This is a genomic window from Mesorhizobium terrae, assembly GCF_008727715.1.
GTDB classification, from domain to species: domain Bacteria; phylum Pseudomonadota; class Alphaproteobacteria; order Rhizobiales; family Rhizobiaceae; genus Mesorhizobium; species Mesorhizobium terrae.
In genome coordinates this window covers 526600-552973 of record NZ_CP044218.1, presented here as the reverse complement: position 1 = coordinate 552973, position 26374 = coordinate 526600, and the positions used below count along the sequence as shown (strand labels likewise).

Genomic DNA, 26374 nt, shown 5'->3' with positions numbered 1-26374 from the left:
GAGAGCAATTTTTGTTAGTAAGTTCAATGCGTTGGTGTAATTCAAAGCAATCGGGTGGGAGTAGGAGGAGGGCGGTGAAAAGTGTGACTTCGACGGCGATCTTCGCCGCCATTCCACTGCCTTTCTCGACGACCACTCCGCTGAGTGGGTTGAAATGACATGTGCTCGCTTGGGACTAACTCCGAGCTTGGAGTGAGCAGTCTAGCGTTTATACGAGAGCCCACTCGGCCATCCGAGAAAACCGCAAGACCGCTTTGGCTGTCCTGGGTATGAGGTTTCAACTCCGAATATCGACCAGACGGAAACTCTAGCCGTAGAAGCGAAACTCAGCTCTCCGATGTTGGGGGCAGAGTCGAGATATCGAAGGAAAAACAGCGGGTCAACTACAGAACCAAAAACAGCCACAAAATTGCAATCGATTTGGCTCGCTCATCGATGCGATGATGTTCAAAAGAGATCTTCGAAACATCAATTCGAGGACGCTCCCATGAATATTATTTCCTGGATTCGACCAGACGTGCGTTTCGGCTTTCTGCGGGCGAGCAGATTTCGGGCTTCGGTTCTTGCTGTGGTGAGCCTGATGTTGCTGGGAGTAGATTTCCCAATGACGCACGCGAATGCACAATCAGCTCGCGAATTCTCACGAACAGGTCGTCTTACGATCTCGCTCATGTTGAAGGGCTCGGGCCGCCATGTTCTTCCGAACAAGGTCGAATGGTCTCGGCTGGATGTGGAGCGCAAACTGAACGTGACCTTCGCCATGGAACTATCGGCGATCAACACGGCCCCGGTGGTGGAAGTCGGGGGCACGTCCAACAACCATATCCGCGCGCCGAAAGGCATTCAGACGATTGCCGAAGCCATGGAGGCCTGTGGAGAAGACGAGGCTTGCCAGGCAAAGGCCATGCTCGCTATCGGCCTTCAACTGAAGGGTGATCCAGCTTCGCTCGGTGCCCTGAAACTCGATGAAACCCGATTTGCAAACTGGACCGCAAAGCAGGGCGAGGACTGCGCAGCCGGAACGATTTCAGTTTCCGATGAAGGGGCTGGCGTTAACATTGCACCGCCTTCGCCTGCCGCACCGTATCGCTTCCATCGCGCTGGAAAATTGTCGTTGCCAGCAGACGCTGCCATCATGGAACAGGTTTGCAGGGCGATTGTGACCGTCGATCGTCAGTCCGGTCTTGCGAGCTTGAGAATCCCCGCCGGAGCCATACCTGTTGCCGTACGATTGAGCGGGCAAGCCTTCACGAATGAGACCTCGGTTCCGTTCCGAGAGGGGCAAAAGGAACTCGAACTCCGCGACCAGAAAATCGAACCCGGCAAAAAATCGTGGCAGGGCGCAGGCCGCATCGCAAATGCCGGAAGCGTTTCTCACAATTCGGGTTCGACGACTGCGCCTGTCTCCGCAGCTGTCACGTGGCAATTCGTTCAGGATTGACTTCGAAGGGGGGCGTTCCGGAAGAGGTTGCCGCTGCCCGACGTCTATTCCTGACTTCGGAGGGCGTGCCGTCAAATCGCTTCCTGAACAGCCTGTTGAAGGCGGATAGATCTTCGAAGCCAGCATCGAAGGCGATGTCGCTGATGCGTAGATGCGCCAACCGTGGGTCGCTGAGCATCCGATGTGTCAGCGAAAGCCGTTGGTCGGTCACGAACTCCGACAAGCTGACGGCTTCATGCTCAAAGAGCCTGTGCAGATGGCGTGGGCTGAGCTTGTGTCGGACGGCAAGCGCGGCAATCGACATGTCGAACCGTCCGGTATTTTCCACGATATCGGCCTTGACGGTCAGCAATCTTGCGGCTCTTGCACCGCGCTGCTCGGCAATTTCGGACGCATCTTGGCCGGCGCCAATCGCCAGGGCCGCCAGGTCCACAATATGTGTGGTCACGATGTGGCGCAGCACCGGATCGTCAATCAGCTCGGATGTGCGGAACATCTTCACATAGTCGACAAGGAGCCTCAGTGCAGCGGTATCGGCAGGAAGCCGCCGTCCTAGAGCCGAGCCCAAATTGGGCACCAGGGGCGCCAGCAACTCCCTGGCGACGCGCAGCACCGTAAACGCGCCGCCCTGCGGCAAGGACCATGATCCCGGATCGACGGTCGAGCTCACGACCGTTTCGCCCGGGCCGACTTGCGTCTCCTTCCCGAATTGATCGATGAGCCCCGACCCGGAAAGCACAATGGGCAGGCCGATGCTGTCGGTGCTTTGGGCGATCAAGGGTGGTGTCGATTGATACCGCGCCGCTGACGAGACACCGCTTGCGACTGCGACCCCGTGCATCGACCGCAGCGTCAGATCTGCCTGGAACACCGATCCACCCAGTGGCTCGATCTCCACCTGATGGATGACGCGACCATAGACCTCGCGCCATGTGGCGAAACGATCCCGCTCCGGCAAGTCGTCGGTGCGCAACCGAACCGGCCCGGTATCGTCAGGTTTCACCATGCGAGCATTCTTCGGTTGACCGGAAGGTTTTGCGCGGAACGTCGCTCAGGCAAGAAACATCCCGATGTCACTCTGCGCAAGATTGCGTGTCCCTGTGGGCAAAGAAACCGGGTCCTTGCAGCGTTAGTAAGTCTTCATGAACACCCGCAACAAAGACCAGTCCCAAATGGCATCGATCGCTACGGCGTCCAAATCTTCGTCGGAAGGGGCTGCTCAACTGCTGGACGCGGCTCTGACCGAAGAACCCTCGCGCGTGCTGACCGAAGAACAGCGCGCAGCGCTTGCCGTCGATGTCGCTTGGCTGGCGTGGCGCAGCGAGTTTCGCCGGCGCATGATCAAGGAAGGCATGCTGAAACATCCCTGGCGCAGCGTGTTCGAGGCCGACATGATCTTCTCCATGGTGGCCATTCGCTGGCTGCAAGGCGACCCCATCACGCTGAAGGAACTGGCGACGCATTTCCAGCTGTTCACCACGGAGGCAACGGTGAGTCGCCATATCGACGACATGGAAGCCTCCGGCACCTTGTGCCGGCTGCCCGACGAGAACGACCGCCGCCGCTTGCTGCTGGTGCCGACCGAGCGGCTGGCAGAAATCGGCCGCACATTCCTGCAGGCCCGCGCGGACATAGCGCGCCAGCACGGCTTCGTCTTTGCTCCACCCGCCAAGGTCTGACACCGGCAGTTTAGCCGGCCAGCCACCGTGCAGGCGAGATAACCGAAAAATTGCAACTAATCGCGGCTGCACCCCGCGCCCTGTTTTCGCTAGGGAATTCGGACCTCTTCAAGAGGCTCACCGCCGCAAGGTTCAACCCGACCCCTGCTCGCGCTTGTGCGCGAGCGGATGAGCCGTGTTGCGCCTCGTGGAAAGCACAGCGCGGGGATTGCATTGATCGGACCAAACAAGATCGCCGGATATCTTCTGGCTTCAACGGCGCTGGCGGCAGCGAGTATGGGCATGTGCCTGCAGGCGTATGCCGAAACCATCACCTATTCGTCGGGAGAGGTCCGATCGGCCCCCATCGATACCAATGCGGGCAATGTCGTGCTCGATGCTTCCAACAGCACAATTGCTGTCCAGTCCGGCCCCATCACAGGTTCGAACGGAATCGAGAAAATCGGCTTCGGGCAACTGCTTCTATCGGGCATCAATACCTATACCGGGGAGACGCGCGTCCGCGGGTGGGGGCAGCTTCAGCTGGCAACGCCTCAGGCGCTGGGCTCCGGCAGCCTCTCTTTCGCCGATGGAGGAGGTATCCTGTTCCTCAAGGGCGGCGAACTTCATCTTCAGAGCCTGACGCAGGCCGACAATGCGGGCACTTCCATCGTCTCGGTGATGCCGAACGAGACATTGCATCTCATTGCCGATAGTGGCGGGTTCATGGGCCGCGTCGGCGCCGGTCACGACAGCTCGTTGAGATTCAGCGGCGGAGGTACCATCGAAATCGACGCCGCTGCGTTCGTCGGCGAAAACTCCCTCACGGCGATATACAACTCGACGCTCCGGCTTGGACGCAACAGCGGTTTTGGAACGTCGACGTCGCGTGGTCGGTTGTATCTCTATGACTCCGGGCGTTACGACCTGAATGGGAACGATGGCGTCACGGCGCTGGTCCTTGATGGGGCCGGAACAATCACCAACAGCGCGGCGGAAACGACGTCGCAAGTGGTGGTACGCAGCCGTGGAGATTTCACAGGTCATATCGAAGACAGCGCGGGCCGGGTCGAGTTGATCAAACAGGGCGTCGGCACGCTGACCCTGTCGGGCGCCAGCACCTATAGCGGCGGCACCGATTTCCGAGGGGGCGTCATCCGCATCGAGAACGCAAATGCGCTGGGCACCGGCACAGTAACCATGGCGGACGCCACGACGCTCGACTTCGCCTCTGGGATCGAACTGCGCAACACCGTCAATCTGACCGGCGTCGCGAAATTCCTGGTCGCGTCGGGATCGGCCGAACATGCGGGCATGATCGTCGAAGACGGCGGTGCGTTCGGCATTCACAAAACTGGCGCAGGGAAGCTCATCTTCAGCGACGTTGCCGCCTACACGGCAAGCACCGTCGTCAGCGCCGGCACACTATCGGTCAACGGCTCCATCGCCTCGTCCAGCCGTGTCACGGTCAACGCCGGCGCGACGCTCGCGGGTACCGGTTCCGTCAGCTCGACCTATCTCGATTCCGGGGCGACAATTTCGCCCGGCAATTCGATCGGCACACTCACCGTCGCCGGCGACCTTTCGCTTGCGCCCGGGTCGACCTATCTGGTCGAGATCGCCGGCAACGGCGCCAGCGACCGCATCGTGACGAGCGGACTGGCCTCTGTCGACGGCGCCAAGGTCGAAGTCACCGCGCTCGATCCCGAGACCAGCTACAAGAACGGCCAGACCTATACGATCCTGACCGCTGCCGGTGGTGTCACCGGCAAGTTCGATCCGACGGTTTTGTCGCATTCAGCCTTCCTCGATGCCACCGTCGTGGAAAAGCCGAATACGGCCGATCTGAAGATCGCCCTCAAGGGTTCAAATCCCGGTGGCAACCCAGGTGGGAGCCCTGGCGGTGATCCAGGTGGCGACCCCGGCGGCAATCCAGGTGGCGACCCGGGCGGCAGCCCTGGCGGTGATCCAGGTGGTAATCCTGGGGGCGATCCAGGTGGTAAGTTGGTGTTCGGCACTGTGGCCGACACCTTCAATCGCAAGCAGGCGGCAGGCGCGCTGGACAGCCTGGAGCAGAGCGGGCCGTCCTTGGCGCTCTACAACAAACTGCTTCCGCTGTCGGCCAATGAAGCCCGTTCCGCCTTCGATGGCCTGTCGGGTGAGGTGCATGCCTCGACGGTGACTGGGCTGATCGAAGACAGCCGCCTGATACGCGATGCGATCAACGATCGGCTCCGTTCGGCGTTCGAGACGGTTGGTGCCGCACCGCTGCCTTTGATGGGTTATGGCGAGGCGGCAGAGGGCAATGCCGCGCTGGAGGCAACGGCTTCGATCGCGCCAGCGGGTTCGGCGACGGCGTCTGCTAGTTCCGGTGAACGCTACGGCGCCTGGAGTTCGGCCTTCGGTTCATGGGGTTCGAGCGACAGCGACGGCAATGCCGCCAAACTGTCGCGCTCGACCGGCGGCTTCGTCACCGGCATCGACGGTCTCGTCACCGACGATTGGCGGCTGGGTTTCCTCGCCGGCTACAGCCATTCTTCGTTCAAAGTCGATGACAGACGGTCATCTGCCTCCAGCGACAACTACCATCTCGGCGCCTACGGCGGCACGCAATGGGGTGCGCTCTCCTTGCGCTCCGGCCTTGCTTATACGTGGAGCAATATCGACAGCGGCCGCCAGGTATCCTTGCCCGGTTTCACCGACAGCCTCTCCTCCAGCCATCGCGCCGGCACCACGCAGATCTTCGGCGAACTCGGCTATGGCATGAAGGCAGGCAACGTCGCCTTCGAGCCCTTCGCCAACCTTGCCTATGTCAATGTCCATACCAGCGGCTTCACCGAGAAGGGCGGTGCCGCGGCACTCGCCGTCCGTGGCGGCTCCAACGCCGTCACCTTCACCACCTTCGGCATTCGCGCCTCGACCGACTTCGACCTCGGCGCCGTCAAGACGACAGCACGCGGCATGTTCGGCTGGCGCCATGGTTTCGGCGATGTCACGCCGACGATCACGCAGGCCTTCGCCGGCTCAAGCGCCTTCACCATCGCCGGCGTGCCGATCGCCCGTGACAGCACCGCACTGGAGGCAGGTCTCGACGTCGCGCTGACACCGACAGCCACCCTCGGCATCTCATACCAGGGCCAGCTCGCCGCCAACGCTCGCGACCATGGCGTCAGAGCCGATTTGAATGTCAGTTTCTAGCGAGCCGATCGAGGGCGGGCTTCTTTCAGTTTGGCTACTTAATCGAAGCGCTCTTGCGAATGCCACGCAGGATATCAACACTCAACGGGTCTGGGAGATGAGGCCCACATAGGCTTGTCGCCGCTACAAATATTGTTCCTAGATTGAAACAATCTGGATTTGTTAGGAGGTAAATTAACCACGACGGTCATTGTTCGGCAGACGCCTTGGCCAATCTCCGGACTGCACAAGTTGACTACACGTCTGGGCAATCTGGCGGGCGACGGCTTGCGTCGCCGCGTCGTCGGCAAATTTGTGCGCGACAGTTAGTCTTGCCGTGCGGGAAATGATCGGCTGGACAATTGGCAGTCCGCGTACGCGTCCGGCAGACCATTCCGGCAGAAACGCCGAAGGTGCAAGAATGGAAAACCCGTGACCGTTTGCGACCTGGTCGAGGATGCTCCAGAGCGAATCGATTTCGAGTTCGATCTTGATCGTCACACCGAGACTGTGCGCCACTTCGCCTATGATGCTTGCCGGACTATGACTGCCAGTGGGAAGCAGTAGCGGCAGTTTCGCGATCTCGTCCAGCGTGATCGTGGCGGCCGGATGCTCGAAGTTTGTCGGCGTAACAAGATGCAGATCCTCCTGGGCCAGGATCGGTTCGGCACCCTCGGCATCGGACCTGGCGTAGGTGACCGCCATGTGCAGCCGGCCCATGCTCAGCCAATCACGCAGGTAGCCCGTCATTGCCTCCACGATACGAATCGTGACGCGGGGCAGGTTGCTGTGAACCGCCTCGAGGAGCGGATTGACGAGAATGCGGCTTGCGCCCGAGGGAACGCCGATGGCGACCGTTCCGGCTGGCATTCCCCTGTCCGCTTTTAGCTCGTCCTGCGCCAAAGCGAGCTGGCGCAGGATGATATTGGCGTGATCGAGCAGCTTCACGCCAGCCGACGTCAGCCTGACCCCCTTCGGTTCTCGAATGAAAAGGTCGACACCGAGATCCTCCTCGATGCGCCGAATGTGAAGGCTGAGCGCGCTCTGGGCCACATTCATCCTTAGCGCTGCTCGCGAGAAACTCGCCGCCTCCGCCACCCCGACAAAATACCGCAACTGGCGAATGTCCATCCCTAACCTCGCAGCAGCACTCAGTGCGCCGAGCAACCACATTTGCCATATCGATTCAAGATGGGCGCCTACGCGAAACGCTATTTGCGTCTGTAGATGCATCAATATTAGGTATCGCGAAACACGACGACAAGAACGTGAATTTACCCGAGCCAAGGCGCATGCGGGTGTTTTGGTGGGGTCGAGCCTTAACGCGCGCTCAGTTCGGGCGATAGCGACGCTGGTTGCAAGGCCAGCGGAACAAAATCAATAACCGTGGGAGGACTAAATGAAAGAAGCACTTATCAGTCTTGTTGCCGTCGGCACGCTCGCAACAGCTACGATTGCGAGCGCCGAGGAGGTTAAAATTGGTGTCGAACTGGGCTTCACGGGCCCGCTGGAATCGATCGTGCCTTCGATGGAGAAATCGGCACAGATGGCGGTTGTGGAGGCGAATAACTCGAAGACGTTTCTCGCCGGGACACCTGTCAAAATCGTCACTGGCGATTCAACCTGCATCGATAGCGCCGCGGCAATCGCGGCCGCTCAGCGGCTGATAACGTCGGAGCGCGTGGCCGCGATCGTTGGCCCGGACTGCTCGGGGGTGACGGGAGCCGTTCTGCAATCGGTTGCTCGTCCCAACGGCATCGTCATGATCTCGCCCGATGCCACTTCCCCCGCCCTGACCACCGCTCCGGACGACGGCTTGTTCTTCCGCACCGCGCCGTCCGATGCGCGGCAGGGCGAAGTCATGGCCAGCGTAATTCTCAAGCGCGGCGTCAAGTCGGTTGCACTGACCTACACCAACAACGACTACGGCAAGGGTCTCGCCGACAGCTTCAAGGCTGCTTATGAAAAAGCAGGTGGCAAGGTAACGATCACCGTGCCTCACGAGGACAGCAAGGCCGACTATTCGGCCGAGGTTGGCACGCTTGCATCCGCCGGAGGCGACATGCTGGTAGTCGCAGGCTATGTCGACAAGGGCGGCAAGGGTGTGATCCAGGGCGCTCTCGACGCGGGAGCCTTCGACAAATTCTATCTGCCCGATGGCATGTATGGCGATAGCCTTCTGAAGGCGATCGGCAAGCCGATGAACGGCTCCTTTGGGGATGTGCCGGGTATCGACAGCCCTGGTCATGCAAAGTTCCTGGAGATGACCAAGGCTGCGGGTTTCGACGGTACCTCGTCATATACCGGCGAGACTTATGATGCGATGGCACTCATTCTTCTTGCCATGCAGGCGGCAAAATCGCCGAAGTCTGCCGACTTCAAGGACAAGGTGATGTCGGTCGCGAACGGCCCCGGCGAGAAAATCTACCCCGGTGAAATCGCAAAAGGGCTGAAGCTTCTGTCCGAGGGAAAGCCAATCGACTACGAAGGCGCGACGGGCGTCAAGCTCGTCGAGCCTGGCGAATCCGCGGGAAGCTACCGCGTCTATTCGATCAAAGACGGCAAGCAAGTCACGGACTACTACGCGCAATAGGTGCTTAACCTGGTGTCGTTTGAACGGCCGCATGTCGGCCGTTCACCTGCCAATTGGCCCCGCTTGCCGCCTTGCCGGCGAGAAGCGAGGGACCGGAAGGAAAGTAGTCCGCATGATTATCGTCGAAGACTTGCACAAAAACTTTGGCGGGTTCCAAGCCGTGCGTGGGGCCTCGCTGGAGATCGCCAAAGGCTCGATCACCGGTCTGATCGGGCCGAATGGCGCGGGCAAGACCACGCTTTTCAACGTTATCGCTGGAAGGCTGCCTCCGTCCTCCGGCCGCGTCTTCATGGACGGTGAGGACATCACCGGGTTGTCGCCTCACGAGCTCTTCCACAGCGGTTTGCTGCGGACCTTTCAGATCGCGCATGAGTTCGGCGCGATGACAGTGCGCGAAAACCTGATGATGGTCCCGAGCAACCAGAAGGGCGAGACACTGTGGAACACCTGGTTCCGCCGACGCGAGATCGCCAAAGAGGAACGCGCGCTTGCGGAGAAGGCCGATGCGGTGCTCGACTTCCTGACTATCTCGCACCTGGCGCATCAAAAGGCCGCGAACATCTCGGGCGGGCAGAAAAAGCTGCTCGAACTCGGACGCACCATGATGGTCGACGCCAAGGTCGTCTTTCTCGACGAGGTCGGCGCAGGCGTCAATCGCAGTCTTCTGAACACCATCGCCGATGCGATCGTGCGGCTCAACAAGGAGCGCGGTTACACATTCTGCATCATCGAGCACGACATGGATTTTATCGCCCGGCTCTGCGACCCCGTCATCGTCATGGCCGAAGGTAAGGTGCTCGCCAAAGGATCTGCCGCGCACATCATGGAGAATGACGCAGTCATTGAGGCTTATCTCGGCCGGGGCCTGAAGAACAAGGTCAAAGCCCATGCTTGACGCGACCGTCCTTTCGAAGCCCGGCGAGGTAAAGCAGCGCTCGCTCGTTTCCGGAATGTTTTGGCGTCTGATGTCAATTTCTGACCGAACGAAGGCCATGACATCTGATAGCGGATCTTCGCAGTTGCGCGCTGATCAACACTCTACCCCCGGTCTCGGTCAACCGACGGGTGCGGCCGAGAGTGGAGGTGGTGCCAGTGCGCCATTCCTCGTTGGCTCTGCGATGACAGGCGGTTACGGCACAGTCGACATTCTCCAAGGCTGCAGCATTTCGGTGAATAAGGGCCAGGTGGCGGTGATCGTGGGACCGAACGGTGCCGGCAAGTCGACCGCCATGAAAGCTCTCTTCGGCATGCTCAAGCTTCGCGCCGGCCAGGTGAAGCTCAATGGCGAGGACATCTCCGGCCTGTCGCCACAGGATCGGGTTGCCAAGGGCATGGCTTTTGTTCCGCAGACGTCAAACATTTTTACGTCGATGACGGTCGAAGAGAACCTTGAAATGGGTGCCTTCCTGCGTCGCGATGCAATCCAGTCGACGATGGACCAGATCTACGAGCTGTTCCCGGCACTCAAGAACAAGCGTCACCAGCCGGCTGGAGAACTCTCAGGGGGACAGCGCCAGCAGGTTGCGGTTGGCCGCGCGTTGATGACACAACCCAAGGTGTTGATGCTCGATGAGCCGACGGCGGGCGTATCGCCTATCGTTATGGACGAACTCTTCGATCGCATCATCGAAGTGTCCCGTACGGGCATTTCTATTCTGATGGTAGAGCAAAACGCGCGCCAAGCGCTCAACATCGCCGACAAGGGTTATGTGCTCGTCCAGGGAGCCAATCGCTACACCGACACCGGAGAAGCGCTGCTCGCCGATCCGGATGTCCGCAAGACCTTCCTGGGGGGCTGAGCGACATGAATTTCCTCAACTCTCTGGTTGCGTTGTTAAATTTCGTAGTCATCCCGGCGACGTCCTACGGATCGCAACTGGCTCTGGGTGCGCTCGGTGTGACGCTGATCTACGGAATACTGCGCTTCTCGAATTTCGCGCATGGCGACACCATGGCTTTCGGGACTGCGATTACAGTCCTGATAACGTGGTGGCTTCAGTCGAAGGGAATTGGCTTAGGCCCACTGCCGACGGCACTGCTGGCACTTCCCTTTGGAATTCTCATCACGGCGACGCTTCTCCTGTTCACCGACCGCGCTGTCTATCGTTTCTACCGTGAGAAGAAGACCGCTCCGGTGGTGCTGGTCATCGTGTCCATGGGGGTCATGTTCATTATGAACGGGGTGACCCGCTTCATTATTGGCGTGCAGGACCGCAATTTCGCCGATGGGCAGCGATTTATCATCGACACGATCCAGTTCCGCGAGATGACCGGCCTCAAGGAGGGATTGGCGCTGCGCACGACCAGCGTGATTACCTTTGTCACGGCTGTCGTCGTGGTCGCGCTCCTGTTTTGGTTCTTGAACCGCACTCGTACCGGCAAGTCGATGCGTGCGTTCTCCGACAATGAAGACCTCGCCCTCCTGTCAGGCATCAATCCCGAACGCGTGGTGATGGTTACCTGGCTGATCGTCGCGGCACTCGCCACCGTTGCCGGCGTGCTCTACGGACTCGACAAGTCGTTTGCGCCCTTTACCTACTTCCAGCTTCTACTGCCGATATTTGCCTCTGCGGTCGTCGGAGGGCTCGGCAATCCGGTTGGTGCGATCGCCGGCGGTTTCGTCGTCGCGTTCTCCGAAGTCACGCTCACCTACGCATGGCGCAAGGTACTCGGCTACATGCTGCCGGCGGACCTGGCCCCGCACGGGCTCGTCCAGCTTCTGGCCACCGAATACAAGTTCGCGGTCTCCTTCGCGATCTTGGTGATTGTGCTTCTGCTTCGACCGACGGGGCTATTTAGGGGGAAATCGCTATGAGTTCGACGTTTCGTTCGACCCTCTTTTTCCTGGCTGTCGCCGCGCTCTACTTGCTTGCGGGTATTTTCCAGAGCTGGTCTTTGGCCATAACCATCCTCAACGATAGTCTGATCGTTGCAATCATGGCGCTCGGCGTGAACATGCAGTGGGGATATGCTGGCCTCTTCAACGTCGGCGTAGCAGGCTTTTTTGCTTTGGGCGGACTTGCGGTCATACTGGTCTCGAAGCCGTTTGATGCCGCCGCCTGGTCAGCAGGCACGCCTGCCATTCTGCTTGCGCTGGTTCTCGGGGCTGTCGGCATCTTCATCGCCACCCAAATCCGCAGCCGGATGGCCCGAGGCCCTAAGCGCATTGGTGCGATGATTGCAGTGTTGCTTGTCGGCTTGGTCGCGTTTCGCACCATCTTCGATCCGGCGGTAATTTCGGTCGAAGCGATCACGCCTGCATCTACCGGCAATATCGGCGGTATGGGTCTTCCGATCCCTATGTCCTGGCTCTTTGCAGGAGTGCTTGCGGCAGCCGCCGCTTTCGCAGTCGGAAAAATCGCATTGGGGCTACGCTCCGATTATCTCGCCATCGTGACGCTCGGCATCAGCCAGATCGTCATCGCGATCATGATGAATGAGGACTGGCTAGATCGCGGCGTGAAGAACGTCACCAATATTGGCCGATGGCCAGTGCCCGAAGAAGTCGCTTTGCAACAACAGCCGTGGTTCGCCTCACTCGCTCAATCGGTGGGCATGGATGTCCGCGCCGGTTCCACGGTCTTTGTCGGACTGTGTTTCGCGGGACTTTTCACGGCTGTGCTCATCATCGTACTTACGTTCGCCGAGCTTTCACTGAAGTCGCCCTGGGGTCGCATGATGCGGGCGATCCGGGACAATGAGGTCGCGGCTGAGGCGATGGGCAAAGACGTTAAGCGCCGACACTTGCAGGTTTTCATACTGGGCTCGGCGGTGATCGGCGTTGCGGGTGCGCTGTATGTGACGCTGCACGGGTTGCTTTCCCCCACGAGCTACAACGATCCCCTTCGTTACACCTTCCTGATCTGGGCCATGGTGATCCTGGGCGGTTCTGGGAACAACTGGGGTTCCGTGCTGGGAGCACTGATTGTCATGCTCGTTTGGGACGAGGCGGAAAGTCTTGGTCCCGCACTATTCAGAACCGCAACCGCGTTGCTGGATGATGGACCGCTGAAGCAGCATCTGCTCGACGCGGCGGTGCAGACGCGATTGCCGATCGTGGGCCTGGTACTTCTCCTGGTGATGCGATTCCGGCCAGCGGGGCTGGTGCCCGCGAAGGGCTAAACGCCAAAACCAGATCAACAATCCGATACCGCATTTAGACAACCCCGGTCCTGGAACAGCAGCAGGCGAGCGAAAGCCAAATGTCAGAGCAGCACGACAACAACATTGCGGGTGTCGCCGTCGACGGGGAAATCCTGTCACGTCTGTCACCGAACCGGATCGAGGCTATGAGCAGGGAGGCATCGGAGCTCTCGGCAGCAGTATCGAGAACGCCGCTTCCCCCTCATGCCGAACCTTCGTCCTTTCTGCGCGCAATGACGTTTTACGCTTCCAAGGTCGGTCAATGAAGACGCTCGCGGAACTTTCATACGCCATCAAGACACGCAGGATTTCTTCGGAAGAAGCCGTCGGCCGTGCACTCGGCGCCGCTGATAAATGGCAGCCTCGTTTGAATGCTTTCCGTGCGACTTACCCTGAGTCCGCGGCCCTGCTCGCCAGGCAGATCGACAATGCCAGCGAGGAGAAAGCGACAAAGCCTCTTTGCGGGGTGCCTCTCGCTCACAAAGACATGTTCGACTATCCGGGGCATCGTTCCTCTTATGGATCTCGCATACCACAAGAGGTCCCGGCCAAAACCGCGGCGACCGTAGTTGATCGCCTTGAAGCGGCGGGAACGGTTACGGTCGGGTTTCTCTCGATGGCCGAGTTCGCACTTGGTCCCACCGGACACAACACTCCCTTTCGACACTGCCGCAACGCGCGCGATCCCGAGCGGATCAGCGGAGGCTCATCGGCAGGATCTGGAGCCGCAGTGGGTGCCGGTATCGTGCCGGCGTCACTCGGATCTGACACCGGTGGTTCGGTGCGCATCCCGGCATCGGTCAATGGCATTACGGGGCTAAAGCCTACACAGGCACAGCTCAGCCGTGCCGGTGCGATGTTGCTTTCACCATCACTTGATTGCGTCGGGACACTAGCCCGCAGCGCCGAGGACTGCGGAATACTGATGGCGGCCGCTTCAGGTCGCGATCTCCGCGATCCCACTGCGCTTTCGGGCGCATTCGCGGGCAATGGTGTTTTTGATGGCCGCGCGGCCGACCCGGGCAAACTTCGGCTTGGTTTTCCGAAGGATGTCAGCGATGTAGATAGCGACGTGCTGATCGCGCTCACGGGCGCCACGCTCGATCTCGAACGAGCTGGCGTTGCGATCGACGATGTCGAACTTACCGATGTCAGTCATTTGCACAAGCTCGCAGACGTTATCCAGAAGGCCGAGTCCGCCGCCGTCCATCGCGGGCGCCTCTCGGAGCGCGGCGCTGACTATACGCCCCATATTCGCCGGAGGATCGAACCTGGCTACTTCGTGTCCGCCGCGACCTACATTGACGCTCTGTCGCAGCGGGAATTGTGGCTCCAGCGATTTGTCGAGGAGACGCTTGCGAAGGTCGATGCCTTGATTGTGCCGACTGTCGGGGTTGCCGTTCCGACTGTCGAGGAAACCGACGAGGAATTGCTGGGCGCAATGCCTGATCTCGTCGGCCGTATGACCCGATGGACCCGCTGGCTCAATTATCTCGGCGTGCCTGCTTTGACAGTGCCGTGTGGGCGCGACCGCAATGGAATGCCCGTTGGAATGCAGATCGTCGGCCGTCCGTTCTCGGAGGCTCGTCTCATCGAAATCGGCATGCTGTTCCAGACCCTCACGGACTGGCACCTCGATGTACCCGACCTCTTCTCGGATCCGCCACGGACGAGCACACGACAGGATCAGATCGAAAATAGGCAACACGCATGATAGTCAAGGACGTTATCTTCGCGCCAGGCATGGGCGCATTCTTCTACGATGACCAGGCCGCCATCCGCGCGGGTCGTGACACAGACGGCTTCGTCTACCTTGGCGCGCCGATCACCCCGGGGTTCGACACTGTCCGCAAGCCTGGCACCTCGCTTGGCATAGGGCTTGTACTCGGCCAGGGCACGACGGCTTGGGGCGACATGATGAGCGTTCAGTACGCCGGAGCAGGCGGGCGCGACCCGTTGTTCGATCCCGTCACCGCCCAACGATTGTGTGAAGAGGTTCTACTTCCGCGGCTGAACGGTTTGGACGTCACGGACTTTCGGGCTGCCTGCCGGGTCGTTTTGGCCGCTCTTCCCGGCGGAAAGCGCCTGCCACTTTCGATCGAATATGGCGCAAGCCAGGCGCTGTTGGCTGCTGCTGCAGCGGCGCGCAAGGTGACGATGGCCGAAGTCGTGGCGGCGGAATTCTCCTGTCCAGTCGTCGCGAGGCGGGTCCCGATTTACGCACAAAGCGGCGACGATCGGCGCAACAACGTCGACAAGATGATCCTGAAATCAGTCGATATTCTGCCGCATGGCCTTATCAATTCCCGCTCCAAGTTTGGCGAGCGGGGAGAAGTGTTCCTTGAATATGTGGACTGGGTCGCGCGACGCGTCGAGCGGCTCGGCCAACCTGCGTACAAGCCGGTACTCCATTTCGACGTCTACGGATGGGTGGGGCTCGGGCTCGGGCTCGATGTCGATCGGATCGCGGATTTCATGGCGCAAGCCGCGGAGCGCGCGGCGCCCTTCGATCTCCAAATTGAAAGCCCTGCCGACTTCGGCAGCCGCCAAGGTCAGATCGACGGCTTCATCATGATTATGGAAGCGCTTGCTCGAAAAGGATGTCGAGCGAAGATCGTCGCCGACGAATGGTGCAATACGCTCGATGACGTCAGAGCCTTCACTTCGGCCGGTGCCGCTCACCTCATCCAGATCAAGATGCCGGATGTGGGCAGTATCGCCGACAGCGCAGAGGCCGTGCTGCTTTGCAAGCGCCACGGCATCGGCGCCTATCTGGGAGGAAGCTGCGTCGAAACCGATCTTTCGGCCCGCATAGCAGTCCACATCGCAGTAGCGACCGGCGCCGACATGATCCTTGCCAAGCCAGGCATGGGTGTCGACGAGGCGATCTCGATCGTCGGCAACGAACAATCGCGCCTTCTCGCTGAACTGACACGGAAAGAGGCAGCTAACGTTAGAGGGCAGGATCACTGATGCAGGATGATCTCAAAGGCTTGACTGTCGTAGCGATCGAACAGGCGGTCGCGGCACCTTATGCGACATGTCGCCTCGCGGATGCCGGCGCACGGGTCATAAAGATCGAGCGGCCGGATGGCGGCGACTTTGCTCGCCACTACGATCGATTGGTCGAAGGGCAAAGCGCATACTTCATCTGGCTCAACAGGGGCAAGGAATCGGTCTGTCTTGACCTGAAGTCCCCGGCCGACGCGGCGCTGCTGAAGACGATGATCCTGTCGGCGGATGTCTTCATCCAGAACCTCAAGCCCGGTGCGCTCGATAAACTTGGTCTTCGTTCCGCTTCGCTCCGCGCCGAGAACCCCCGCTTGATTACCTGCGATATTACCGGATTTGGCACCGAAGGGCCACGCGCCGGCCTCAAGGCCTACGACCTTATCGTACAGGCAGAGAGCGGCCTATGCGCCATAACCGGAACCGTCGCGGGGCCGGCCCGCGTGGGGGTATCGGTTTGTGATATATCTGCCGGAATGACAGCCCATGCGGCAATCCTCCAGGCGCTGGTTGCCCGGAACCGTACCGGCAGGGGGCGTTCGATCCAGGTGTCGCTGTTCGATAGCATTGCCGACTGGATGAATGTTCCAATATTGCAGTACCTCTATGGCGGCCAGGTGAGCTCGCGGAGCGGTGTCGCTCATCCAAGCATCGCACCTTACGGAGCATTCGCCTGCAGCGACGGCTCCCAAGTCATCTTCTCCATTCAGAACGAGCGGGAATGGCGACTGCTGTGTGAGCAATTCCTGGAACTGCCGGACCTCGCGCGCGATCCCCGGTTCAGAGATAACAGCAGCAGGGTAGCCAATCGCCCTGAACTCGACCAACTGATTGCGGAGCGCTTCTCGCTGCTCGATGTTGATGTGGCCGTTCAGCGCCTTGAAGACACAGGCATTGCCTATGGCCGATTGAACGATCTTCACGAGGCGTCTGCCCATCCCCACCTGCGGTTTGTCGAGGTGGCTACGGAGACTGGCGAAATCCGCGTCATAGCGCCGGCTGCCATCGAGGACGCCATCGCGTTCCATGCCCGTCCGGTCCCGCCACTCGGCGAACATACGGCGGCGGTGCGACGCGAGTTCGCGACGGCGTTGAGCGCATGACAGGGAATGTGCAAGTGCGCCGCGCATGGCGGTCGCTGTTGTTCGTGCCGGGCAACCAGGCTCGCCTGCTTGCCGGCGCGGCAAAGAGAGGTGCCGATGCTGTCGTTGTCGATCTCGAAGACAGCGTTCCCGAAGCTCAAAAAAGCACAGCGCGCGATGGGTTCGCTGCCGCGCTCGCCCGGAACGAATGGCATGATTGCGACCTGCTCGTTCGAATAAACAACCTCCCGGATCGGTGTGAAGCAGATGTGATGGCGGCGATCCAGGCCGGTGCAAACGGTATCGTCGTTCCCAAGGCGGAAGATGCTGACAGCCTCAACCGTTTTTCCGATTTGCTCGGCAAAGCGGAAAAGGGGTGCGGCCGTGCCAGCGGTGCTACCGTTCTCGTACCCTTGGTTGAAACACCCGGCGGCCTGTTCCGCTTGCGGGAGATCGCCGCAGCAGCCCGCGTGGCGGCCATTGCATTCGGTGATGAGGATTTGGCGCTGGCACTTGGCTGTTCAGTCGAGTCCAGCACCCTGGCGACCTACAAGCATATGCTGATTGTTGCTGCGGCTGAAGCTGGTTGCCAGCCGCTTGGGCTCGGGGCCAGCATCACGCAGTTTGGCGATCTTCAAGTGTTCCGCGCTGGTGCGATGGCGGCACGGTCGTGGGGAATGACAGGTGCGTTTTGCATACATCCGGCCCAGGCCGCGGTCCTCAACGAAGTTTTTGCTCCAAGTGAGGAGGAAGTTGAGCACGCAAGAAACATAATACGCCATTTCGAAACTGGGAATCGGAACGGCCATGGCGCCGTAGCCTACAACGGCACCATGATCGACTGGCCCGTCGCTGCTCGCGCCTTTCGAATTCTGGAATTGGCAGGGTCTACACAAAGTCGCGCGCTTTGCGGAACAGGCAGATGATCGTCATTCGCGAAAACGACCTCCGCCAGAGTATCAGGGATGCCTTCCAACTGATCTCGTTTGCCCATCCAAGGGATTTCGTCCGTCATCTCGCCGCGGCATGGGAGCGTGAAGAAAGTCCACTCGCCAAGAGTGCGATGGGCCAAATCCTGGTCAATTCTCGAATGGCACTCCTAGGCCGGAGGCCCATTTGCCAGGATACGGGTGTTGCCAGCGTCTTCTTGCGCGTCGGCATGAATGTCCGCATCGATACAACCCGCGCGCTCGAAGACATCATCAACGACGGTGTACGGGCTGCCTATTGCGACGATGCAAATCCGTTGCGTTCTTCCATAGTCGATGATCCGCTCTTCGGCAGAAGCAACACGCACGACAACACGCCTGCAATTGTTCACGTGGAGCTGGTTCCCGGCGACACGGTTGAGGTTTTTGCCGTGGCGAAGGGGGCCGGCTCTGAGAACAAGACAAAGTTCGCCGTGCTGCTGCCGCGTGATGACGTTATTTCCTGGATAGTGGATCAAGTTTCGCACATGGGAGCTGGCTGGTGTCCGCCAGGCGTGCTCGGAATTGGCATAGGCGGCAACGTCGAACGCGCCATGCTCATGGCGAAAAAGGCGCTGCTCAGCCCACTTGACATGCATGAGCTCGTGGCAAGGGGAGCTGCGGATCGGCTCGATGAGATGCGCCTTGAAATATATAACCGCGTGAACGCTCTCGGTATCGGGGCTCAGGGTCTTGGTGGAAATACCACGGTACTGGACGTCAAAATCCTTACGCAGCCCACTCATGCTGCTTCCCTCCCCATCGCGCTGATTCCCAACTGCGCGGCGCACAGACATGTTCATTTTGTTCTGGACGGATCTGGACCCGCGGAGCTTGAAGCACCATGCGCGGATGACTGGCCGCAGGTCGTCCTCGACCAAACCGGGATTGTTTCTCGACAGGTCGACCTGGACACACTCTCCCGCGAAGACGTGCAGTCGTGGCGCGCAGGCCAAACCCTGCTGTTTTCAGGAAAGCTGCTGACTGCCCGTGATGCCGCCCACCACCGGATTACCAGACTTCTCAGTTCTGGAGACCCGCTTCCGGTTCCACTTGCAGGGCGGGTGATCTACTACGTCGGACCGGTGGACGCCGCAGGAGACGAGATCATAGGCCCGGCCGGGCCGACGACCGCAAACCGGATGGACCCGTTCATGGGTACGGTCCTCGGTGCGGGCGGGGCTTTCGCTACGATCGGCAAGGGAGAGCGTGGACCCGGTGCCATAGAGGCGATCCAGAAGAATGGCGCCGCCTCGTTGATCGCTGTCGGCGGTGCGGCCTACCTGATCTCGAAATCCATTCGTTCCGCAAGGGTCGTGGCATTCGAAGACCTGGGGATGGAGGCGATCCACGAATTCGAAGTAAAGGATATGCCGGTCATCGTCGCTGTCGATGCCAGCGGTCGATCCATCCATGATACGGGTCCGGCAAAGTGGCGCCGGTCGTAGGTTCGTTTCAAGACAGTCGTCGGAGCGTATCGCTGATTTGGCTGGTTCGCAGCGCCGACCTCTGGGCAAGCATAGAAAAATTGGGCCTCTGCTTGGCAGGTAATCTCCTCTGCGTGCAGGCTGAACAATTGTTGTACGAGCACACTGAGCACTCTGACGAAGCGACGATCGAGTAGCGTTGCCGAAAGATCGCCCGAAAACTGGATGTCTGTGACTTCAGCGTCTTTCCATGCAGCAGAGACTGTCAGCCTGACAGTCGAGAGACACCCTCGTATCACCCTCCTGCGTTCATCGTCCGGGCGAAGGTCTCGGCGATTGCCAGAACGGCGGCGTGGATCGGCCCCGCAGTGAGACCGGGCATCACTGAAGCATCGACGACAAAAAGATTGTCGAGCGCTTTGAGCAGCAGGTCCGCGTCGACGACGGCATCGGTATCCTTGCCCATCCTCAAGGTGCCGCAGGGATGATGATGGGTGATCACCGCCCGCGCTATAAAATTGTCGATCTCGGCTTCGTCGTTCAGGGACGTCGGCAGAAGTTCGTGCTCGCGCCATTCGGCGAGTTCGTCCCGATGGCCGATCTCTCTTGCCGCTTCTAGAGCCTGGCGAAACAATGCCCGATCCCGGTCAGTTTGCAGATACGCTGGGTCGATGATCAACCGGTCGCCGAGTTCCGGCCCACTGATGCGCAGGCTGCCGCGGCTGGTCGGATGGGTGATGCCGAACAGCAGTGAGTAGGCTGTGCCGGCGGCAGGCGCCTGGAAGCGTTCGGATACGATCGGCGCAACGCCGCAACCGACGACGATTTCGGGCTGCCCGCCGGCGGTGAAATTGCCGGCGCGCATATAGGCCATCGATTCGGAATGTTGCAGTCGCGATGGCGGGACAGGCTTGCGGGCGGCATAGAGATTTCCGGCGCCCAAAAGATGGTCCTGAAGGTTGCGACCGATTTCCGGCATGTCGATCAAGCAATCAACGCCGGCGGCCTGGAGTATGTCGTGCGGGCCGATGCCCGAGCGCATCAGCAAGGCCGGACTTTCCAGCGCCCCGGCGCACAGCACCACCTGATCCGCAGAGACTTCGAAAGGGCTACCCTGCCGCCCCACGACTTCGAGGCTACGCACCTGATTGCCGTCCAGGGTAAGCCGCCGCACCAGCGATCCCGTCAGGATGGTCAGGTTTTCGCGGCTTCGAACAGCCGGCGTGAGCCAGGCATCGGCCACGGTTACCCGCTTCCCGTCGTGAATGTTCAGCGAGTTCGGCGTGACGCCAATCATCTGTCCGCTGTTGTGGCCTTCAAGGCGCGGCAGGCCGAGTGAAGCGCCGGCTTCGATGAACGCGCGCGCGACCGAGCTTATCTCGTTCGTCGGCAAATGTACGGGCATCGGCCCGCCCTTGCCGTAAAGGCCGTTGCCTCCGCGAGGGTGATCTTCGACGGCTTGGAAGGCGGACAGCAGTCCGTCCCAACTCCACCGGCGATCGCCAGTCGCGTCGACCCATGTCTGAAAATCCGAAGGATGGCCACGCATATAGCCCATCGCGTGCAGGCAGCTCGAGCCGCCGACCAACCGCCCGCGCGCCCAATGATGTACCCGGCCCGCAGTCCCGGCTTGCGGCTCCGTGCGATAATCCCAATCATAGCTGCGGCCCTGAAGCGCCGGCCAAGCGGCAGGGTTCCAGATATCCGGGTCCTTCGCTTCTTCGCCGGCTTCGATCAGCAGGACACGACGGGCAGGCTCCTCACTCAAGCGCGCGGCCAACAACGCGCCGGCCGAGCCGCCACCGACGATGACGACATCGGCATACAGTTTGCGCTCAACAGCCGCGTTGGTCATTGCCACTCCCTATTGCGCGTGCTGGCTCCGATAGCCGGCATGTCCGGCATCGCCACGGCAAGCCCCCGGCGCGCCGATCTCTGTTGAGCGGATACGCAATCCGCGACGTCAGGAAGGATTTCGAGACTTCAGACGGCAGTGCCACCTTCCGGTAAAACTCAGCCCGCACTATCCATGGATATCTTTGCCGCCGCCTTTGCCTTCAGAAGGTGTTTCTTCGAAGCTTTGCGAGCGGCCTTCTCATCGCCGGCGGCGATGGATTCATATATCTCCCTCATCTCCGCCAGGCTGCTTTGTGCTCTGCCCTCAAGGGACATCGACCGTCCCCGGAAGAAGCTGATCCTGGCCACCAGGCCACGATGGACTTCCTCTAGGATGGGATTGCCGCAGTTCGCCAGTATGATCGAATAGAAGTCCGCGGCGGTCGCAACCTGCGCCAGGCTGTCATGGCTGGCTGCCGCCTCCTCGAATGCGGAAAGGGACTTCTCGAGTTCACGCAGCTGTTCCGCTGGAATTCGTGACGCGCATCGTCCCGCCGCCTCGACTTCCAAAAGCTCTCGAACCTCGTAGATGGCGGTTGCCTCTTCCCACGAAAGCGCTGGCACCGACGGCCCGCGATTGGGTACGATCTCAATCAGGCGTTCGGCCTCGAGACTCCGCAATGCCTCTCTTAGCGAGGGGCGGCTGATGCCGAGCTGCGCGCACAGCTGGCTTTCGACAAGGCGGCTTCCCGGCTGGAACAGACCGGACAGGATGGCGAGCCGCAACTTGTCGACGGTCTCCTGCTGAACCGTTCGTGGCGAAATCCGCAAATTCAGATCTGGCGGCATTGGTTACGACTCATCGGCTCCAGGTCACAGTCCGGCGCATCATATGCGACGCCATCAATATTGGACAGCAGGAGCGGTCAGATTGTCAATTCTCAAGATTGCAAGAATGTCAGACAATCTTGTTGACGGGTCTTTGCTAATATGATCCTCTTGCCTGAGACGGGCCGCAACAAAAAGGGTTATAAACATGGCGGCAGACACACCTTCCGACCAGCCAGGCTTGCGACGTATCGATACGGGTCGCATCGTTTTGAATGTACGCGAGACAGGCAGCGGCCCGTCGCTGCTGTTCTTCCATGGCATCACGTCCAACTCCGCCGTTTTCACGCCCCTGATGGCGCGGCTCTCGGATCGCTTCACGACCATGGCGGTTGACCAGAGGGGGCACGGCCTCAGCGACAAGCCGGAAAGCGGCTACGAGGCCAATGACTACGCGGACGATATCGCCAGCCTGATCCGCACGCTCGACCGGGGTCCTGCCATCCTCGTCGGTCATTCGCTCGGCGCGAGAAATTCCGTCACGGCCGCAGCGAGATATCCCGATCTGGTGCGGTCGGTCATCGCAATCGATTTCACGCCCTATATCGAGACCGAGGCACTGGATGCGTTGGAAGCCCGGGTGAACGCCGGAAACCAGCTTTTCAAAGATGTCGCTGCCGTCGAAGCTTATCTTGCCGGTCGCTACCCGAACGTCCCCGTCGAGGCGATCAAGATTAGGGCCAAAAGCGGCTATCATGCGGTCGATGGCGGATTGCGCCCATTGGCGTCGCCCCCGGCCATGGCTCAGACCGCCAAGGGCCTGCGGGCAGACCTGACTCCGGCCTATCGGGAAGTGAAAAAGCCTGTCCTTATCGTTCGTGGCGAACTCAGCAAGCTGGTGTCGGCGGCCGCGCTGGCGAAGACAAGTCGGCTGCGGCCCGATCTGCCGGTCGTCGTCGTCCCGGGCGCCGACCACTACGTCAATGAGGTGTCTCCCGAGATCACCCTGAAAGCCATCACCAATTTCATCGATGCCTGACGGCCGAATAAGCCGTCTTCTTGTACGCAGGATCAGGATAGAAAATGGCCAATGTAAACAAAACTCCGGGAAAGGCTCGTCGTGCCGAGGTCGCCGGCGGCGGCTTTGCCGGCCTGACGGCTGCCATCGCTCTGAGGCAGAACGGCTGGGATGTCAGGCTGCACGAAAAGAGCTCGGAACTCAGGGCCTTCGGCGCGGGCATCTATCTCTGGCACAATGGCCTTCGCGTACTCGAGGGACTGGGCGCCCTGGATGATGTTCTCCAGGGCTCGCACACACCGCCGACCTACGAAACCTGGATGCACAACAAGTCGGTTTCCAAGGAGACGTTCAACGGTCTTCCCTGGCGCATCATGACCCGGAGCCATTTGCATGATGCGTTGGTCAAGCGCGCCCGCGCCGTGGGTGTCGACATACGAGCCAACTCCGAAGCGGTCGCCGCCGATCCGCAAGGCCGCCTGACCCTTCAGACCGGCGAAGTTCTCGAAGCAGACCTGATCGTCGGCGCCGACGGCGTTGGCTCCAAGGTCCGGGACTCCATCGGCTTCAAGCAGGATCGATGGGTTTCGAAAGACGGTCTGATCCGACTGATTGTTCCTCGCAAGAAGAAGGAACTCGGTCATGGCGAATGGGACAACACCATCGACATGTGGAATTTCTGGCCGCGCGTCCAACGTATCCTCTACTCGCCCTGCAATGAGAACGAGCTCTATCTGGGCCTCATGGCTCCGGCCGCCGATCCGCGCGGATCAGCGGTCCCGATCGACCTCGAAGTCTGGGTTGAGATGTTCCCCTTCCTGGAGCCGTGCCTGATCGAGGCGGCGAAGCTGAAAACCGCCCGCTACGACAAATACGAGACCACCAAGCTGGACAGCTGGACAAGAGGCAAGGTCGCTCTTGTGGGAGACGCCGCGCATGCAATGTGCCCGGCTCTTGCCCAGGGCGCCGGTTGCGCGATGGTCAATGCCTTCAGCTTGTCGCAAGACCTGGAGACAGGCTCCTCCGTCGAAGACGCGCTCCTCGATTGGGAGAAACGCATTCGCCCGACCACCGATCGCTGCCAGGCCCTTTCAGGCGACTATGCGGCGAACCGCTCGCTCTCGAAGGGGAACATGTTCACGCCGGCAGCCCTGGAAGCAGCCCGCTACGACCCGCTGCGCCGCGTCTATTCGTGGCCGCAGTAGGACCTGACAGGCTGATCAACAAATGACTTGGCGCGGCGGAAACTGCGCTCTCCCCAGGAGATGGAAATGAACTATTCGGTAGAAGTTGAAAAACACTACGAGGTGCGGGGCTGGTATTCCACCGTCCACGAGATCCGGCATGACGGCGGAGAGCCGGGCGATGTTCTCGTCAAGGCCGTGGTGGGGGTTGTCATCCGCAATCCTTTTGCCGGCAAATTTGTTGCTCAGTTGTCCGATCTGACGGACCCGAGCCCCGTCATCGGCCATGCGCTCGGCGAACGAGCGGCCGCGTTGCTCGGCGGCCGCAAGGTCGAGAGCTATGGCAAGGGCGGTATCGCAGGCACGGCGGGTGAGCAGGAACACGTCGTGGCGTGCATCACCACAGTGTTCGGAAATCCCCTGCGCGAGCAGGTCGGCGGCGGCGAAGCCTGGATATCGTCGGTCAGCAAGGTCGGTTCCGCCGGCACGGCCATCGATATTCCGCTCGCCCACAAGGATGAGCTCTACATCCGCTCCCACTACGACGCCGTCACCTTTTCGGTGCCGGATGGTCCGCGCCCCGATGAGCTTCTGATCTGCGTCGCCGTCGCATCGGGTCCGCGCGTGCATCAGCGTGTCGGGGGCAAAACCGTCGCCGACCTCGAGACCGCCGTCTAGCTCGATCGATATTGCTTAAAGGACAATTTTTATGCCCCTGAACATCAAGGACCTCAAGATTACCTCGGCGGATTTCCAGCCACTCGGGAAATTGCGCGACGAGCATGCCGGCGACAAGGGCAACGTGTTGCCGAGGCTGACCGTCAGCGGCGTCCCGGCGGGCGCGAAAGAACTTGCGGTCATCTGCCACGATCCGGACGCCCCCTTGCCCAACGGTTTCACGCATTGGGTCGTCTACGGCATCGATCCGTCGACCACCGATCTTTCGAACGTGCAGGAAAAGTTCCGTGTGGCACCCAACGGCGCCGGCAACGCGTTCTACTACGGGCCGCAGCCGCCCGCTGGCCATGGCCCGCACCATTACTACTTCTGGGTCTATGCCCTGGACACGAAGGTCGAAGGGATGCCCAGCCGGGAGGAATTCCTCCAGAAATATGCCGGAAACATCATCGAGCAAAACCGGATCGTCGGCATCTACCAAAATTAATGAACGGCGCGGTCTCGGCGGTCAAAAACAAGAAGAAAGATCGAGACCGCCGCTTAATGGGAGAATTTGGATATGAAAGACAGCAGTCCCGCTCGCCGGAAGGTTTTCGAGGAACTGGTTACAGCGACGAAGATCCTGTTGAACGAAGGCATTCTGGACACGTTCGGGCACATCAGTGCCCGTGACCCAGAGGATCCTGAAAGTTTCTTCCTAGCTCAGAAACTTGCTCCGAGCCTGATAACGACAGCCGACATCCAGCGTTTCAATCTCGACGGCGAGACCTCGGACAATCGGCCGTCCTATCTGGAGCGCTATATCCACAGCGAGATCTACAAGGCGCGGCCGGACGTTCAGTGCGTGCTCCACAGCCATTCCCCGGCCGTCTTGCCCTATTGCTTCACGGATCAGCCGCTGCGTCCGGTGACCCATATGGGTGCATTTCTCGGCGAGAGAGTTCCGGTCTACGAAATTCGCGACAAGCAAGGTGACGCCACGGATCTTTTCGGGGGCAGCCCGAGCGTCTGCCGGGATATCGCCGAAAGCCTCAGCGACCGGCCCGTGGTCCTGATGGCGCGGCACGGCGTCGTCAATGTCGGCACTTCTGTCCGGCAGGTGGTGTTCCGGGCTTTCTATCTCGAGCAAGAGGCCGCGGCACAGACCGCCGGCCTGCGGATCGGCACGATCAAGTATCTGTCGCCGGGCGAGATCAAGGCAGCGGGAAACCTGGTCGGCGCCCAGATCGATCGAGGATGGGATCACTGGTCGGAGCGCCTCAGGCAAGCGGGCCTGGGCTAGCGTCCACGGGCTTTTGAGCACTACCTGGAAAAGCTTGGTCTCTGCCAAGG

22 protein-coding genes are annotated in these 26374 nt (G+C 60.3%); 18 read left to right on the top strand and 4 right to left on the bottom strand.

Annotated features, from left to right (window positions below):
* Positions 1-487 precede the first annotated feature (487 nt).
* Positions 488-1441: a hypothetical protein gene (locus FZF13_RS03930; protein ID WP_137901090.1), complete on the top strand. Its 954-nt coding sequence runs from the start codon at positions 488-490 to the stop codon at positions 1439-1441.
* On the opposite strand, the gene FZF13_RS03925 is transcribed toward FZF13_RS03930, so the two are convergent.
* Positions 1416-2447 (bottom strand): helix-turn-helix transcriptional regulator, encoded by a 1032-nt coding sequence (locus tag FZF13_RS03925; RefSeq protein WP_024924996.1) that lies wholly within the window; start codon positions 2445-2447, stop codon positions 1416-1418. The genes FZF13_RS03930 and FZF13_RS03925 overlap by 26 nt on opposite strands.
* Before the next feature lie 166 nt (positions 2448-2613).
* On the opposite strand from FZF13_RS03925, the gene FZF13_RS03920 reads away from it, so the two are divergent.
* Together FZF13_RS03920 and FZF13_RS03915 are read left to right on the top strand one after the other, a co-directional pair.
* The gene (locus tag FZF13_RS03920; RefSeq protein ID WP_137901089.1) at positions 2614-3120 is read left to right on the top strand and encodes a MarR family transcriptional regulator; all 507 of its coding nucleotides are present in this window, start codon (positions 2614-2616) and stop codon (positions 3118-3120) included.
* Positions 3121-3333: 213 nt separating this feature from the next.
* On the top strand, positions 3334-6297 hold the full coding sequence (locus FZF13_RS03915) for an autotransporter family protein (protein WP_051504913.1): 2964 nt from the start codon (positions 3334-3336) through the stop codon (positions 6295-6297).
* A gap of 174 nt (positions 6298-6471) precedes the next feature.
* Here FZF13_RS03915 and FZF13_RS03910 read toward each other — a convergent pair whose 3' ends face one another.
* On the bottom strand, positions 6472-7407 hold the full coding sequence (locus FZF13_RS03910; RefSeq protein ID WP_024924992.1) for a LysR family transcriptional regulator: 936 nt from the start codon (positions 7405-7407) through the stop codon (positions 6472-6474).
* Between the two features lie 268 nt (positions 7408-7675).
* On the opposite strand from FZF13_RS03910, the gene FZF13_RS03905 reads away from it, so the two are divergent.
* The 10 genes from FZF13_RS03905 (at position 7676) to FZF13_RS03860 (ending at position 19519) form a co-directional block, all read left to right on the top strand.
* Positions 7676-8869, top strand: coding sequence for an ABC transporter substrate-binding protein (locus tag FZF13_RS03905; protein ID WP_024924991.1), 1194 nt, complete (start codon positions 7676-7678; stop codon positions 8867-8869).
* 112 nt (positions 8870-8981) lie between these two features.
* A complete protein-coding gene (locus FZF13_RS03900) occupies positions 8982-9764 on the top strand; it encodes an ABC transporter ATP-binding protein (RefSeq protein ID WP_024924990.1) in 783 nt (260 codons plus the stop codon).
* 223 nt (positions 9765-9987) lie between these two features.
* Positions 9988-10668, top strand: a complete 681-nt coding sequence (locus FZF13_RS03895; RefSeq protein ID WP_036254119.1) for an ABC transporter ATP-binding protein — start codon at positions 9988-9990, stop codon at positions 10666-10668.
* 5 nt (positions 10669-10673) lie between these two features.
* Positions 10674-11684, top strand: a complete 1011-nt coding sequence (locus FZF13_RS03890; protein WP_024924988.1) for a branched-chain amino acid ABC transporter permease — start codon at positions 10674-10676, stop codon at positions 11682-11684.
* Positions 11681-12991 carry a branched-chain amino acid ABC transporter permease gene (locus FZF13_RS03885; RefSeq protein WP_024924987.1) on the top strand — a complete coding sequence of 437 codons (1311 nt, stop codon included), beginning with the start codon at positions 11681-11683 and terminating at the stop codon, positions 12989-12991. The genes FZF13_RS03890 and FZF13_RS03885 overlap by 4 nt, the downstream gene beginning before the upstream one ends.
* 283 nt (positions 12992-13274) lie before the next feature.
* Positions 13275-14726, top strand: a complete 1452-nt coding sequence (locus tag FZF13_RS03880) for an amidase (RefSeq protein WP_024924985.1) — start codon at positions 13275-13277, stop codon at positions 14724-14726.
* Positions 14723-15985 carry a methylaspartate ammonia-lyase gene (locus FZF13_RS03875; RefSeq protein ID WP_024924984.1) on the top strand — a complete coding sequence of 421 codons (1263 nt, stop codon included), beginning with the start codon at positions 14723-14725 and terminating at the stop codon, positions 15983-15985. The genes FZF13_RS03880 and FZF13_RS03875 overlap by 4 nt, the downstream gene beginning before the upstream one ends.
* Positions 15985-17124 (top strand): CaiB/BaiF CoA transferase family protein, encoded by a 1140-nt coding sequence (locus FZF13_RS03870; protein ID WP_024924983.1) that lies wholly within the window; start codon positions 15985-15987, stop codon positions 17122-17124. The genes FZF13_RS03875 and FZF13_RS03870 overlap by 1 nt, the downstream gene beginning before the upstream one ends.
* 14 nt (positions 17125-17138) lie before the next feature.
* Positions 17139-18029: an HpcH/HpaI aldolase/citrate lyase family protein gene (locus FZF13_RS03865; protein WP_161773099.1), complete on the top strand. Its 891-nt coding sequence runs from the start codon at positions 17139-17141 to the stop codon at positions 18027-18029.
* Positions 18026-19519, top strand: coding sequence for a fumarate hydratase (locus tag FZF13_RS03860; RefSeq protein ID WP_036254121.1), 1494 nt, complete (start codon positions 18026-18028; stop codon positions 19517-19519). Before FZF13_RS03865 ends, FZF13_RS03860 begins: the two co-directional genes overlap by 4 nt.
* A 274-nt stretch (positions 19520-19793) precedes the next feature.
* On the opposite strand, the gene FZF13_RS03855 is transcribed toward FZF13_RS03860, so the two are convergent.
* Both FZF13_RS03855 and FZF13_RS03850 read right to left on the bottom strand, forming a co-directional pair.
* Positions 19794-21353 (bottom strand): GMC family oxidoreductase, encoded by a 1560-nt coding sequence (locus FZF13_RS03855; RefSeq protein WP_024924979.1) that lies wholly within the window; start codon positions 21351-21353, stop codon positions 19794-19796.
* Positions 21354-21511: 158 nt separating this feature from the next.
* Entirely contained in the window at positions 21512-22183 is a 672-nt protein-coding gene (locus FZF13_RS03850) for a GntR family transcriptional regulator (protein WP_024924978.1), read from the bottom strand.
* A 181-nt stretch (positions 22184-22364) separates the two neighbouring features.
* On the opposite strand from FZF13_RS03850, the gene FZF13_RS03845 reads away from it, so the two are divergent.
* The 5 genes from FZF13_RS03845 to FZF13_RS03825 all read left to right on the top strand — a co-directional run bounded on the left by FZF13_RS03845 (position 22365) and on the right by FZF13_RS03825 (position 26324).
* Positions 22365-23201: an alpha/beta fold hydrolase gene (locus tag FZF13_RS03845; RefSeq protein ID WP_024924977.1), complete on the top strand. Its 837-nt coding sequence runs from the start codon at positions 22365-22367 to the stop codon at positions 23199-23201.
* A 44-nt stretch (positions 23202-23245) separates the two neighbouring features.
* The gene (locus tag FZF13_RS03840; protein WP_024924976.1) at positions 23246-24385 is read left to right on the top strand and encodes an FAD-dependent oxidoreductase; all 1140 of its coding nucleotides are present in this window, start codon (positions 23246-23248) and stop codon (positions 24383-24385) included.
* Positions 24386-24451: 66 nt separating this feature from the next.
* Positions 24452-25042, top strand: coding sequence for an amino acid synthesis family protein (locus FZF13_RS03835; protein WP_024924975.1), 591 nt, complete (start codon positions 24452-24454; stop codon positions 25040-25042).
* Positions 25043-25073: 31 nt separating this feature from the next.
* On the top strand, positions 25074-25529 hold the full coding sequence (locus FZF13_RS03830) for a YbhB/YbcL family Raf kinase inhibitor-like protein (protein ID WP_024924974.1): 456 nt from the start codon (positions 25074-25076) through the stop codon (positions 25527-25529).
* A gap of 72 nt (positions 25530-25601) precedes the next feature.
* Entirely contained in the window at positions 25602-26324 is a 723-nt protein-coding gene (locus tag FZF13_RS03825; protein ID WP_024924973.1) for a class II aldolase/adducin family protein, read from the top strand.
* Positions 26325-26374 lie beyond the last annotated feature (50 nt).

Bases quoted from the DNA above. Each gene is read 5' to 3' on its own strand.
- FZF13_RS03930 (WP_137901090.1), top strand. From the start codon at position 488: ATGAATATTATTTCCTGGATTCGACCAGACGTGCGTTTCGGCTTTCTG.
- FZF13_RS03925 (WP_024924996.1), bottom strand. From the start codon at position 2,447: ATGGTGAAACCTGACGATACCGGGCCGGTTCGGTTGCGCACCGACGAC.
- FZF13_RS03920 (WP_137901089.1), top strand. From the start codon at position 2,614: ATGGCATCGATCGCTACGGCGTCCAAATCTTCGTCGGAAGGGGCTGCT.
- FZF13_RS03910 (WP_024924992.1), bottom strand. From the start codon at position 7,407: ATGGACATTCGCCAGTTGCGGTATTTTGTCGGGGTGGCGGAGGCGGCG.
- FZF13_RS03905 (WP_024924991.1), top strand. From the start codon at position 7,676: ATGAAAGAAGCACTTATCAGTCTTGTTGCCGTCGGCACGCTCGCAACA.
- FZF13_RS03900 (WP_024924990.1), top strand. From the start codon at position 8,982: ATGATTATCGTCGAAGACTTGCACAAAAACTTTGGCGGGTTCCAAGCC.
- FZF13_RS03895 (WP_036254119.1), top strand. From the start codon at position 9,988: ATGACAGGCGGTTACGGCACAGTCGACATTCTCCAAGGCTGCAGCATT.
- FZF13_RS03890 (WP_024924988.1), top strand. From the start codon at position 10,674: ATGAATTTCCTCAACTCTCTGGTTGCGTTGTTAAATTTCGTAGTCATC.
- FZF13_RS03885 (WP_024924987.1), top strand. From the start codon at position 11,681: ATGAGTTCGACGTTTCGTTCGACCCTCTTTTTCCTGGCTGTCGCCGCG.
- FZF13_RS03880 (WP_024924985.1), top strand. From the start codon at position 13,275: ATGAAGACGCTCGCGGAACTTTCATACGCCATCAAGACACGCAGGATT.
- FZF13_RS03875 (WP_024924984.1), top strand. From the start codon at position 14,723: ATGATAGTCAAGGACGTTATCTTCGCGCCAGGCATGGGCGCATTCTTC.
- FZF13_RS03870 (WP_024924983.1), top strand. From the start codon at position 15,985: ATGCAGGATGATCTCAAAGGCTTGACTGTCGTAGCGATCGAACAGGCG.
- FZF13_RS03860 (WP_036254121.1), top strand. From the start codon at position 18,026: ATGATCGTCATTCGCGAAAACGACCTCCGCCAGAGTATCAGGGATGCC.
- FZF13_RS03855 (WP_024924979.1), bottom strand. From the start codon at position 21,353: ATGACCAACGCGGCTGTTGAGCGCAAACTGTATGCCGATGTCGTCATC.
- FZF13_RS03850 (WP_024924978.1), bottom strand. From the start codon at position 22,183: ATGCCGCCAGATCTGAATTTGCGGATTTCGCCACGAACGGTTCAGCAG.
- FZF13_RS03840 (WP_024924976.1), top strand. From the start codon at position 23,246: ATGGCCAATGTAAACAAAACTCCGGGAAAGGCTCGTCGTGCCGAGGTC.
- FZF13_RS03835 (WP_024924975.1), top strand. From the start codon at position 24,452: ATGAACTATTCGGTAGAAGTTGAAAAACACTACGAGGTGCGGGGCTGG.
- FZF13_RS03830 (WP_024924974.1), top strand. From the start codon at position 25,074: ATGCCCCTGAACATCAAGGACCTCAAGATTACCTCGGCGGATTTCCAG.
- FZF13_RS03825 (WP_024924973.1), top strand. From the start codon at position 25,602: ATGAAAGACAGCAGTCCCGCTCGCCGGAAGGTTTTCGAGGAACTGGTT.